General features: G+C 59.0%; 15 protein-coding genes. 6 read left to right on the forward strand and 9 right to left on the reverse strand.

Features of this window, described 5'->3' with window-relative positions:
* Window positions 1–134 precede the first annotated feature (134 nt).
* Complete coding sequence (locus ACK4OE_RS13765) at window positions 135–416, reverse strand: hypothetical protein (protein WP_409885376.1); 282 nt, start codon at window positions 414–416, stop codon at window positions 135–137.
* Window positions 417–640: 224 nt separating this feature from the next.
* Here ACK4OE_RS13765 and ACK4OE_RS13770 point away from each other — a divergent pair, with 224 nt between their 5' ends.
* A complete protein-coding gene (locus ACK4OE_RS13770) occupies window positions 641–1,369 on the forward strand; it encodes an ArsR/SmtB family transcription factor (protein WP_409885377.1) in 729 nt (242 codons plus the stop codon).
* 44 nt (window positions 1,370–1,413) lie between these two features.
* On the opposite strand, the gene ACK4OE_RS13775 is transcribed toward ACK4OE_RS13770, so the two are convergent.
* A complete protein-coding gene (locus ACK4OE_RS13775) occupies window positions 1,414–1,827 on the reverse strand; it encodes a response regulator (RefSeq protein ID WP_409885378.1) in 414 nt (137 codons plus the stop codon).
* Window positions 1,828–2,205: 378 nt separating this feature from the next.
* Window positions 2,206–2,514 carry a hypothetical protein gene (locus tag ACK4OE_RS13780; RefSeq protein WP_409885379.1) on the reverse strand — a complete coding sequence of 103 codons (309 nt, stop codon included), beginning with the start codon at window positions 2,512–2,514 and terminating at the stop codon, window positions 2,206–2,208.
* A gap of 308 nt (window positions 2,515–2,822) precedes the next feature.
* Between ACK4OE_RS13780 and ACK4OE_RS13785 the strand changes: the two genes are divergently transcribed.
* Window positions 2,823–3,116, forward strand: coding sequence for a DUF4148 domain-containing protein (locus tag ACK4OE_RS13785; RefSeq protein ID WP_409885380.1), 294 nt, complete (start codon window positions 2,823–2,825; stop codon window positions 3,114–3,116).
* A 297-nt stretch (window positions 3,117–3,413) separates the two neighbouring features.
* Window positions 3,414–3,725, forward strand: a complete 312-nt coding sequence (locus tag ACK4OE_RS13790; protein WP_409885381.1) for an HU family DNA-binding protein — start codon at window positions 3,414–3,416, stop codon at window positions 3,723–3,725.
* A gap of 102 nt (window positions 3,726–3,827) precedes the next feature.
* Here ACK4OE_RS13790 and ACK4OE_RS13795 read toward each other — a convergent pair whose 3' ends face one another.
* A complete protein-coding gene (locus ACK4OE_RS13795) occupies window positions 3,828–4,934 on the reverse strand; it encodes a PQQ-dependent sugar dehydrogenase (protein WP_409885382.1) in 1,107 nt (368 codons plus the stop codon).
* Window positions 4,935–4,944: 10 nt separating this feature from the next.
* Here ACK4OE_RS13795 and ACK4OE_RS13800 point away from each other — a divergent pair, with 10 nt between their 5' ends.
* A complete protein-coding gene (locus tag ACK4OE_RS13800) occupies window positions 4,945–5,439 on the forward strand; it encodes a hypothetical protein (protein ID WP_409885383.1) in 495 nt (164 codons plus the stop codon).
* 151 nt (window positions 5,440–5,590) lie between these two features.
* Here ACK4OE_RS13800 and ACK4OE_RS13805 read toward each other — a convergent pair whose 3' ends face one another.
* The 5 genes from ACK4OE_RS13805 to ACK4OE_RS13825 all read right to left on the reverse strand — a co-directional run bounded on the left by ACK4OE_RS13805 (window position 5,591) and on the right by ACK4OE_RS13825 (window position 9,531).
* Window positions 5,591–6,073, reverse strand: coding sequence for a GreA/GreB family elongation factor (locus ACK4OE_RS13805; RefSeq protein ID WP_409885398.1), 483 nt, complete (start codon window positions 6,071–6,073; stop codon window positions 5,591–5,593).
* Window positions 6,074–6,224: 151 nt separating this feature from the next.
* Window positions 6,225–6,917: an IPTL-CTERM sorting domain-containing protein gene (locus tag ACK4OE_RS13810; RefSeq protein ID WP_409885384.1), complete on the reverse strand. Its 693-nt coding sequence runs from the start codon at window positions 6,915–6,917 to the stop codon at window positions 6,225–6,227.
* Window positions 6,895–7,692 carry a GNAT family N-acetyltransferase gene (locus ACK4OE_RS13815; RefSeq protein ID WP_409885385.1) on the reverse strand — a complete coding sequence of 266 codons (798 nt, stop codon included), beginning with the start codon at window positions 7,690–7,692 and terminating at the stop codon, window positions 6,895–6,897. Before ACK4OE_RS13815 ends, ACK4OE_RS13810 begins: the two co-directional genes overlap by 23 nt.
* A 559-nt stretch (window positions 7,693–8,251) precedes the next feature.
* Window positions 8,252–9,058 (reverse strand): hypothetical protein, encoded by an 807-nt coding sequence (locus ACK4OE_RS13820; protein ID WP_409885386.1) that lies wholly within the window; start codon window positions 9,056–9,058, stop codon window positions 8,252–8,254.
* Between the two features lie 380 nt (window positions 9,059–9,438).
* Window positions 9,439–9,531 carry an AsnC family protein gene (locus tag ACK4OE_RS13825; RefSeq protein ID WP_409885399.1) on the reverse strand — a complete coding sequence of 31 codons (93 nt, stop codon included), beginning with the start codon at window positions 9,529–9,531 and terminating at the stop codon, window positions 9,439–9,441.
* A gap of 249 nt (window positions 9,532–9,780) precedes the next feature.
* Between ACK4OE_RS13825 and ACK4OE_RS13830 the strand changes: the two genes are divergently transcribed.
* Window positions 9,781–11,013, forward strand: a complete 1,233-nt coding sequence (locus tag ACK4OE_RS13830; RefSeq protein WP_409885387.1) for a SpoIIE family protein phosphatase — start codon at window positions 9,781–9,783, stop codon at window positions 11,011–11,013.
* Between the two features lie 15 nt (window positions 11,014–11,028).
* Complete coding sequence (locus tag ACK4OE_RS13835) at window positions 11,029–11,595, forward strand: SiaB family protein kinase (protein ID WP_409885388.1); 567 nt, start codon at window positions 11,029–11,031, stop codon at window positions 11,593–11,595.
* Window positions 11,596–11,614: the final 19 nt, after the last annotated feature.

An 11,614-nucleotide genomic window follows, 5' to 3' on the forward strand; every position in this document is an offset into this window, starting at 1 on the left:
ATTTTCTATCGACGGAAGCACTGAGAGATGGCACCGGCACGCCACATCGCTGCCACGCCCGCGCAAGTGGCGTCTGCGCGCACACTTGCGCAGATGCCAAAGCGGCACTTGAATGGGCAGGCCTATCAGCGCCATCAGCTGCCCTGCTTGTCGCTCTGCTTGTCGCTCTGCTGATTGCTTTGCTGATTGCTTTGCGTTTGCACGATCTGCTGGTCCCGCTGGGCCTCGTTCACGCCACGGTCGCTACTGGCGTCCCTTAGTTCAGCTTGGTCGTGAGGCTTCTTCGGCCGACCTTGACCGGCCACGGGCTGTTCATGGGGATGGGTCTGCGCCTGAGGTTCGTTCTGGCGATCCTGCTGATCCTTTTTCTGGTTCGCCCGGATGTTCTGGTCCTGGCTTGGCGAGATGGTTTCCATGGGTGAAGCTCCTTGAAATGGCGCTGGCGACGACGCCAGCTGTTTCATTGAAGCCCTATCGCCTGAATGCCTTGGTCAGCGTGAGCGAACACCTGCCGTAGGACGGCAATTGCGACCGCGGCCATGAGCGCTTAGCTTCACAAAACGCACTCCAGTCCTTCGCCGCAGCACGAAACGTTGGCTTCGCCGCGTGCTTTAGGCTTGCATGCATTGAAAGCGCCGCCATGAATACCAACCAGATCGCCCGCATCGCATCCCTGCTGGGAGAACCCGCACGCACCGCAATGCTGGTGCAGCTAATGGACGGCCGTCTGCTGACCGCCACCGAACTGGCCAAGGCGGGCCATGTGTCGGCCCCCACCGCCAGCAGCCACCTGGCACAGATGGTGGATGCAGGGTTGATGTGTGTGGAGCAGCGCGGGCGGCACCGCTACCACCGGCTTGCATCGGGCGACGTGGCCAAGGTGCTGGAAGGCATCATGCAAATTGCCACCCAACAGCGGCCCCACACCCCCATGGTGGTGGGCCCCCGCGATAAAGCCCTGCGCACCGCCCGCCTGTGCTACGACCACCTGGCCGGGCGCCTGGGGCTTGCCATCGCCGAGCGTCTGCTGGCCGACGAGGCCATCGAGTTCGACGGAGAAGCCGGGCGGGTCACCGACCGCGCGGCGCATGTGCTTGAGCGGTGGGGTTTACCGATGGCTACCGAGCAACACCAGCCACCATCCCAGCACCGCGGCAGACCCTATTGCCGGCCCTGCCTGGACTGGAGCGAACGCAAGTCACACATCGCAGGCAGGCTGGGCGCCATGCTCTGCGCGCACTGCCTGGACCAAGGGTGGCTGACCCGTGCGGCAGATAGCCGTGCGCTGGCCATATCGCCTTCAGGCGCTGCCGCATTCCGCGATCTGCTGGGGTTGCAAGCGTGGCAGCGGGTTACCGATGGCGCGTGACGGGCACTGACGAAACCACCCGGTGCGCGGTTTTTGTCGTCGTTTCATCGACCCGACGGCCCGCGCGCCAGCTCGTTCCCCACTGCTGCGTTCAGCGTCTCCAGGTCAAACGGTTTTTTCAACACCGACTGCACGCCCACCGGCTTTTCGACCTCTGCCATGTCTGCACGCCCCGTGGCCACCAGCACCGGGATTTTCGGGTTGATCTGCCGCGCCGCGGCGATGAACTGGGCGCCGTTCATGCCCGGCATGAGGTAGTCGGCCATCAGCAGATCGGGCATACGGCACTGCAATTCACGCAGGCCACTTTCGCCGTCACAGGCCTCGCGCACGCTGAAGTTCAGCAGGCGCAGCACCTCTGCAATGCCCTGCCTCACGGCAATGTCGTCCTCTACCACCAGCACCTCCGTGCGGGAGTGACCGTTGGCGCTGCCGTTGGTTTGTTCATGTGCGGCCATGTCGCTAACGGGCAGTGCATTGACCTGCGGGAACCGCAATGTGACCGTGGTGCCATGGCCCTCGCTGCTGGACGCCTCTGCGCTGCCGCCTGACTGTAGCTAGGTGGCGTGGTGGGGGTACGGAGCAAATGCGTTTTTTGCCAGTACCTTAGCCCCTCGCGTAGCACCTGGTGATCCCCAGCCATCCAGCAGCGCCTTGCGAAAGCCGAGACAACGCGGGTGCGGTGCACTTGTATTGACGTCTGAAAAACAGGCATCGGCACCACAGTGCCTGATGGTTGCGCATCCCCGCCGGTGTTCGTCACCGGTGCCATGCTCTGGGTGGTGAACCACTTGCCGCCGGGGGCTTCACCCACCAGCGGTAGTGGCTCTCCGCACTCATGCCAGCCGCACTTCAAAGTACGCCCCATCCCCTTCTCCCAAGTCCCGGAAACCCGCCTGCTTGGCCGCAGTGCAGGCCTTGCCCCAGGCTTTGAGCAAGGTGAGATCTCCCGGTGACACCACCTCTGGCGGAGACTCTTCGAGGTTGTTCATGGTATCCAGGGCCGCCGCCACTTGTTCGGGGCCACCCAGTTGCTTTTCCAGCACTTTGGCGTAGCGGGCCTCGGCCGCAATGCGCTCCTTGGCGGGCAGTTCTTCAGGGTAGTCGCGCAGGGTGACGGTGTAGGTGGACTCGATGGTTTCCATGGGGCTTCTCCAGAGTGTTGAAATACTGGATAAATATACAGCTTTCTTTGCAAAAACACATTGCAGAACACCCCTTGGGTGAGTGTTTGATGCGCTTTTTGTGAAACCCAATTGTTCTCAAAACTGGAATAGTCAATTTGCGACCAAGTGGTTTTTCTATGGACGCCATCGGCGTACAGTTCAACCCATCGATGAGCCGAACCCGCAAGGCGACTCACCGAACCCGGTTTGAAGCAGTTGTCAGCGTGTCGCTGTGACTCTTTGTTCCGGCTTTTATTGAGACGCTTTTTTATCCAAGGATTTTTGTCATGAACACCACCGCACGTTTCCTCTCCATCGCCGCTGTTGCCGCTTTCACCGCTTTCGGCGCCCACGCTGACGAAGCCGACTCTTCGCAGTTCGCCCTGCAGTTCGACACGAACCGCACCCGCGCCGAAGTGCAAGCTGAAGCCGCTACCGTGGCTCAGACCCGCAGCCAGGAACCTGCTGGTTCACGTGTGGTGACGTACTCGTCCACGGCCGACCGCGCTGCCGTGCGTGCCCAGGCTGCTGAAGCTCTGCGTTTGGGCCAGATCCCCCACGGCGAATTCAGCGCCATGTAATTGACGCAGTTGCGGGACTTCCCATGGTGGTGGCACCTCGCGCAGTGCGGGTGTTGCTGCCATGGGAGGTGTTCTCCCGCACTGTCAGCCAAGCAAACGGGGCTCCCATTGGGAGCCCTTTTTGTTTGATGAAATGAAGATTCGTCTACACCGAACCATTGGATTCAGCAGTTGGTCAAGCGAGCAGGGGCAGAGCCTTTTTGCAATAGTGCACTGCACCATTGCGCCATCGCAAGCCAGGTGTCAGCCAGGGCGTGATAAATCGGCGCTTTCAACTTCCATGCACTGTGAGCACCCATGAACCGCGCAGACCTCGTTGCCATCCTCGCGTCCAAAAACGACCTTTCCAAGACCGCTGCCAATGCCGTTTTGGACACCCTGATCGACACCATCCAGACCGCCGTCAAAAAAGGCGATGCCGTTCAGTTGGTCGGTTTCGGGACGTTCAAGTCCGCCAAGCGTGCGGCACGCGCGGGCAAGAACCCGGCCACGGGTGCTGCGCTGAAGATTCCTGCGAGCACGGTACCGAAGTTCGTGGCAGGTGCCAAGTTCAAGGCGGTGGTGGATCCGAAGGCGGCCAAGCGCAAGGCCGACAAGGCGGGCAAGTAGGCTGCCCTCGGTGTCGACGGCCAAGCCTTGTGCGAAACGACCCAGGGTCTGCTCGCCAAATGCCCGGCATGTATGTCGAAATCGCCGTCGAGCCAGAGGCGTTCACTTAGGTGCTGGTATCACCTTCAGCACTCGCCCACTGGGGCTGTCTGTCAACAGGTAAATCGCACCATCAGGCCCGGAGCGCACATCGCGGATCCGTTCACCCATTTCCTGAAACAGCACCTCCTGAGGCCCAGGTACTCCCTTGACCATGGGCACTCGCCGCACGCTTCGTTCAACCAGCGCTGCGACAAAGAGACTGCCGCGCCATTGCGGAAACAGCGCCCCGTCATACCAGGCCAGCCCTGCCGGTGCGATCGATGGCGTCCAGTCAACAAGCGGCGGCTGGATGCCAGGCAGGGAGCGATATGGCGTGATGCGTGAGTACGTGTAGTCGATGCCGCCCGTGGTGATGGGCCAGCCGTAGTTGGCGCCAGGCTCGATGCGGTTCAGCTCATCGCCTCCCCGTGCGCCATGCTCGTGGGCATACGGCACGCCGTCTACGACCACCATCCCCTGAGGGTTGCGATGTCCGATGGAGTAGATCTCCGGCAGGGCCCCTGCGCGTTTCACGAATGGGTTGTCGTCCGGCACACTGCCGTCCGATTTGATGCGCAGCAGTTTGCCAAGATGGGTATGCAACCTTTGTGCATCCGTGCGCTCCAGGTTGCCGTCGCCCATGCCGAACAGCAAAGTACCGTCGGTCAGCCAGGCCATGCGGCCACCAAAATGCTGGGTTTCTGACTTGGCAGGTTGGGAGGTGAATATGGGACGCACCTCCAGCAACTGACGGCCATCAAACCTGGCGCTCACCACGCGCAGATGGTTGGCCTCTGGCGTGCCATGAGCGAACGACAGCAGCACCCTGCCGTTGCTCACGAAATCAGGGTCCAACACCACATCGAACAAGCCAGCCTGTCCTCGCGCCAGAACCGGCGGCACACCGGCCACTGGCTCTGCGCGCAACTGGGGACGCCCATCAGGCCCTGGCTCAATCAGGCGCAACCGTCCCGGGCGCTCAGTCACCAACATGCGGCCGCCCGGCAGGAATGCCAGCGACCAGGGGTGCACGAGCCCCGTGGCCACCGTCTCTACCCGGTAGCCAGCAGCCTGAACGGACGTGACCGAGACCAGCACACTCACCAGGAATGCAAACACGTATTTCATAATGAGCATTATGAGTTTGCGCACAACGAACACTGACACATCCCCCCGCTGGACACGGCATCTTGCGCCGCTGTTGCTGGCGTGGCTGCTGGCTGCCGTATGGGGGTCTGTGGTCCAAACGCAATGGAATCTTCGGGCGCTGGTGGATTTGGGTGTGAATATTGCCGCCACTGAGCGAGCCAGCGTGACTTTGCAAGATTTGATCAGCTTCGCGCCTGTCTATGCCGGCATTCTGGCCGCAGGTTGGCTACTGGCGCTGCCCGTGGCGCACTTGCTGGCGCGCCGCTGGCCTGTTTGGCGCAGCCCTCTGCTGGCGGCGGCTGCCGGGGCGGGTATGGTGGCCGCAGTGCGCACCGTCGATGTGGTGGCGCCCATGCCGGTGTTCATTGACGCGACACGACACTTACCCGGGCTATTGGCGATGTCCGCAGGTGCCGTTGTCGCTGGTTTGCTATATGCCCTGCTCACAACCGCCAATGGCGCCGGGCAGAAACACTTGCGCTGAATTCAGTTTCTTTGTTGGTGCTGACCACTTGTGACATCTCGGCCCCCGTACCGGGTTTCAAAGTACTGCTAACCCTGCCTGCCATGCGGTACGTTCATGAGGCCTGAACGTCCGCTGACCTCGGCCAATGCGGCGTGAACTTGCATGCGGCTCAATGAACCCACAGCACCTCAAACTGCTGGCGGATTGGAGAGCCGTGTATCGACACCTCATCACCCTCGCATTTACCCAGCATGGCCTGACCCAAAGGGGCTTCGCTGCTGATGACCTGAACGAGCTGAGCACCGCTGACCAGCTTCATGCTGCCCCCATTCGGGCCGAGAAAGAGCTGTTGCTGCTTGTCAGCGGAATCGACCAGGCAGACCAGCGCGCCGAGCTCTATCCCTTTGCTGGCGTCATAGGGGCGCGGGCGAAATTGGCGCCAGTTGGCCATCGCCTGGCGGATGGCTTCGGCGCGCCGAGCCTGGCCGGTGGCAAGGTAAGCGGCTTCGAGCCCCAAGGTGTCGTATTTGTTTTCGGCGATGTTCTCTTCGTGCGTCGCCGTTTCATGGGCCGCCCGCATTGCCTGTTCGGCCTGCAGCAGGTCCTCGGCTAGCCGTTCCAGCACTTGCCGCTGCAGCAAGAATTTATCCATGATCAAAGTTAGGCATCTCAAACTTGCGGTGGGCAGCATTTGATTGTGAAGGGTTCCATCAGCCTTCAACGCGTCTGTTGGCTGTAGGTTAACTTCAGTCATGGGCACGCCCCGAGGGAGCGCACACCAGCATCACCTAAAAGGCGAGGTTTCAGCCCTGCTGACGTCTCGCAGCACCGATGCCCAGCATGGCCAGCAAAGACGAAATGCCCAGCAAGGCGTACTCGCCAAGCGTAGGAATGCTGGCCGGAGTAGCGGGAGAGACTGGAGGAGCAAGGCCAATGTTTATCACGATCTCGTCGCCGGATGGGACAAACAAAGAGCGAGTCCCCACAGTAAGTCCCAGTGCAGCCAGGGTAGTACCAGCGTACGTACTGGAATTCGAGATGGGTGCCGCAGAGACGTAGTTCTCCGGCAAGTAAAGGTCGTCGCCGAGGATGTAGACGCCAGGCCCGGAAGAGCTTGAGCCATCGAGCATAGCTGTGCTGAAAGCTGACAGGCTTGGAATAAGAACATTGTCAAACTGATCAGCAGTGGTCTCAGTACCAACGCACAGAGCGGTGCTGCTGACAAAGCCGTTGCCAGTGGCGCACAGCCCTATGGTGGTCAGAGCAGTCATGGAACTCGTGTCGACGGATCCGCTGCCAGTCATCACGACATTCGCGCCGACCTGATCGATGTTGATGGTGTAGACGGCCTGAGCCATGTTTGTTGCCAGGAAGAAAATCAAGCCAACACCAACGCCGCGCAAGTTCATCCCCACCCCTTCATAAGAATACGTATCATTTGGAGTGTAGAGGATGCGTTTGATCCAGACAAAGTCAAAGTTGTCGGCACGGCCCATGCTTACCAGATGCCATCCAACTTTCGCCCACTGGACACAGCCGACTACTTCCCTTTTTCAGCCCACCTCGTGCGGGCTTCTTTTGGAGAAAGCAGACATTGCACTTGCCAGGCTGATTGACTGCAAACAGCCTCATTCTGCCTCCCACTACGGTTGGTAAGCGGCGTAGATGAAGCAGTCGCGGGGCTGAGTTGAGATGTTCGGATGGACCGTGTGGCGGGCGAGTCGACCCTCCAGCAGAAAGCCACTGTTCTCCAACGCCCCGGGCGGACGGGCAGTTGTCGACATCGCAGGTCGCTTCAACGCGAAACACCCGTGGCAAATGAAGCGCCAGGACTGTGAACGCCCGAATGGCTTCGACCATCAAGCCTTGGCACCAGTGCTGGCGTGCGAGTACATACCCAATATTGACAATGTGGGCGCTTGGACGAGCTTCGAGCATGCCGATCAGTTGGCCGCTCGACTTGAGGGTGATGATGTACGGGTAAGCCGAGCCGGTGTTCCACTGAGCAATGCAGCTAGCGATGAAACCGCGCGTGGCCTCCAACGAGGCATGCGGTTGCCAGACTATGTACCGCGCGACGTCCGCATCTTGCGGTGTACGACGAGAACATTTCCTCGGCGTCTGAGAGATTCGGAGCGCGCAGCGTGAGGTGAGCGGTGTCAACGATGCCGGGGAATGCGGGGGAGGTCTGGTCCATGCGAGGTTACGTCGGAATGTCTGGTTGTGGCCGATGCCAGCGGTTCGTGGATTGAGAAAGCGGATGCTCAACATTGGGCATGACGCGCGGCCGAGGCCGATAGCCCTTGGACGTGCCTGTCGATGGACGGGTAGGCACCAATGCCGAACTAGAACAGATTTGCTCTGAGATCGAGCTCATGCTCCGGGACCCGAAGAAAACAATTAGCGGGTATTTCTTGGCCGGATGCGATGTTGTACACGGTCTCTGAGTAGTGCTGACCTGAATAGCTTGTATGCCGAGCGTTGACCACTAAACGCGCGTATTGATCTGATGAGAGCCTGATTGCTTCTTGTATGGGGTGCCTACTGGGTTGGCCTGAGTTCGGAGTGCCCAAGAATCCAAGTGCGACGACACCATTCGGTTGGCTAGTGATTCGTATCGCACCAACAGACCCAGGCACAGACGGCAGTAGGTCAGACTTGATCAGCTTTGGTTGAAAGTCCTCCCACTCGGCCAATCGGTAGTGCTGAACTAAGCAAGGGCTTGGGGTGCGTTCGAATACGAAGGCTCGCGAAAGCCCCACTCGCTCGTTAGCTCGTGGTGCGCCTCGTATGGCCTTGGTCCAGAGTATCTCAACGACTTGAACGACTATCACCCGTGCCGCCCATCGTTTGACACGAGCGGCATCAGAGGCAATCCGCTCGATGGGCGGACTAGGTGTCCTTTTGAAGCAACCTGAACGATGAGCGAAGCTACTACCGCGGCGGCGAAGGAGATAGGTATTCCGACATGCGGCAAACCGACTGACAGGATCAGGCAGAACGCAACAAACGAATAGAGCCCTGTGGCCATGCCCCGCAATAAGCTAGCCGCGAAGGTTGGGCCTTGAGTGCGGTGAGAGAACACTGCAAGCACGATGCCCAACACTGGAAAGACTGCGAGCAGCCCGCTCCACCTGGAACCGACTGTGCCAGCGACAAATGTGACGGCCATGGTGAGTGCGGCGCCAGTCAGCACGCGGCAACCAAGCTCTGGCATGGAGACCGCTCGCGCCTGCACGAGAACCTGGGTGCGCGGAAACAACCTCGGCGCGGCAATAAGCGCGAATACTGAGACGACAAGGGAAAGCGGCGTAGACGCTGGAAGTGCGGAAAGGCATAGCGCTGAGCTGCTCCAAGCAAACAACGCGAAGAGTAGTGCTAGTGGCCAAGGTTGACGCTGCGCGGCGCGTGAATAGGCGACGCTGAAAGCAACCGAGGCAAGCACGGCGGACAGGGCTGCTGCCGCTGCATTTGCCGCAAAGAGCACTCCCTGCTCAACAGAGAGGAAGAACAAGATTGGCCCGACAACGACCGGTAGACCGGCAAGCCATCCGGCCACCGAAGGCCCCCAGCGCTTGCCGGCGAGCGTCAGCAGCACAAGAAATGAGGGAACAAGAATTAGCTTCAGGATCAGCACGCAAAGAACCTCACATAATTTACACCGCAGTCTCGCAGCACTTTCACCCCTACGTCTGTTCCTCGCCGCGGGATGCCCTTCGTCATCCCACAGCTCCCGGTTATCTAAGGCCCACAGCTTAGGTGACGAAGGGACTCATCGAATTGGACACGTATCGCGTCGCCGAAGTCTTCAGATGTTGCCCCCAGGCTGGCAAGAACTCGCCTGCCGTGTCGTCCTGCATGGAAAGGCAAGCCAGTACGAAATGCTCGGAGCCTGCCATCCGGGAACCACTAGAAAGTGTGGTTCTCTCAGCACTCCTCGCAAAGTGCAGACAGCGTGCATATGTCCTTCAGCTTGTTGCGCAGGGTCGTGAACATTCGTTTCCCCTTTGGAATGTGTCAGTCTTTCAGGTAGGAAAGGCGGCGATGGGCTGCTTGTTTGGAAACCCCCAGGGCCTCGGCGATCTGTGACCATGACCAGCCATGCTGCAGAGCCTAGGCAACAACGCGAGCTTCGTATTGGTCGGCCACCTGTCGCAGGGTAACCACCGCCGCTAGGGCGGTGGCAATGTCGTTCGGGTCTGGAAGGTATTGAGTCGGGTGCATGTCGTCAACAATTGATGACGAAAATTGCTCGCCAATATGCACGACACAATCACTTCGCCTGCAAAAAATTTGTAACGCTATTGACATAGGTGCCAAGTAACATTTAGTCACAACCATTCCCTTGGCGATGTTTCCATGCCCGAAACCACTGAGTACCTGAGCGACTTTCGGCCCCGCTTTCGTCAATCAAGCGCTGCCGATTTGTGCGTAGAGGTGCCGTGTCTGACAGCCAGTGAAACAAACGAGAAAGTCATGGAGGTTTTCGCCCGCCATCGTGACCTCGTAAGTCTTCCGGTTGTTGAAGGGAGTCAACCCATCGGTCTTATCAATCGGAACATCTTCCTGTCCCAGATGAGTAAGCCGTTCCGCATGGAGGTCTACGGTCGCAAGAGCTGTATAGCCTTCATGGATAAGGAGCCGCTCATTGTGGACGCAGGGTTGGACATCGAGGCGCTGACCTTCAGGACCGTGGAGTTTGGCGAGAAGGCACTGTCCGATGGTTTCATCGTCACCCGCGAGGGTGCGTTCTCGGGCGTAGGCAACGGGTTGCAGCTAATGCGGGTGGTGGCAGACATGCAGGCCTCCCGCAACCGTCAAATCATGCACAGCATTGAGTATGCCAGCGTGATTCAACGGTCGACGCTTCGCAGCTCGCTGGATGCCTTGGCTCGAGCCTGCCCCGATGCCAACTTGGTATGGGAGCCAAGAGACATTGTTGGAGGCGACTTCTACCAGTTCAGCACTGATTCTGACGGTTGGTTTGCAACAGTGGCTGACTGCACGGGGCATGGAGTACCCGGTGCCTTCATGACTTTGATCGCTTCAGCGAGCTTGAACCAGGCGATAGAGCAGAACGGTGCCAGGGACCCCGCGAAGTTACTGGGACACGTCAATCGCAGTATCAAGCAGATGCTCGGCCAAGTTGGCGGCCAAGATGACACCCCCGGTTCTGACGACGGCATGGATGCGGCATGCTTTTGGTTCGAACCTGGAAATGGCCGTTTGATCTTCGCGGGTGCACAACTTTCGATGTTCCTGTTGCGCTCCGGAGACGATGCTGTTGACGTGCTAATTGGCCAGCGCAAGGGAGTCGGATATGTCGATAGTGAGTTCGACTTCACTTGGAAAAATCAAGAAGTGAGCCTTCCGAGGGGAACCTTGGTGTTCGTCAGTACCGACGGGTTGATCGACCAAATTGGCGGCTCACGGGGCATCGCTTTTGGCAAGCGCCGTGTGCGCGATCTACTCCTTGAACACCGAGAGAATCCGCCGTCAAAGATCAATTCAGCGATGCTTGATGCCCTTCGGGTTTGGCAGGGTGAACACCATCGCCGCGATGACCTGACCTTCTTCTGCTTTCGCACATAGATTTAAAACCCACATATGCCTTCCCTCATGATCGCCGACAAATACGGCCCCTTCTTCGATTCGGCGCGGCAATACCAAGTCATCTTCTACTACGTTGGGTACTTCTCGCAGCACATCGTTGCGGCAATGGCCGACGCGGTGAAGCTACAGCTTGAAGTGGCCGATGTGGCTGCTCCAACACGACGCAAATTGTTTTCGTCATTCGTGGAGATTGCGCAAAACATCATTCACTATTCGGCTGACTCCCTTACTCCTCCAAGCCAGGACAACGGGGAACTGCGTCACGGTTCGGTCTGCATTCGACGAGAAACAGACGGAAGCTTTATGTTGCTGTGCGCAAACCCGATCGACTCATTGATGGTCGAAAACCTGAGGATGAAACTGAGTGCGCTTCGTAACATGACACTCGAAGAAATAAAGCAGGCCTATCGACAGACACTGCGTGGCGGCCCTCCTGAAGGGAGTAAAGGTGCGGGCTTGGGGTTTTTGACCGTCGCCCGCGACGCCAAAGAGCCTTTGGAGTTTGATTTCGACACCGAGTCTGGCGGTTCGCCTGTCTTGTACTTGAAGGCGGCAATCTAGCCACCACTAGTCGATCAAC

This window comes from Acidovorax sp. (assembly GCF_046314175.1).
In the GTDB taxonomy this organism is placed as follows: Bacteria; Pseudomonadota; Gammaproteobacteria; order Burkholderiales; family Burkholderiaceae_C; genus Acidovorax.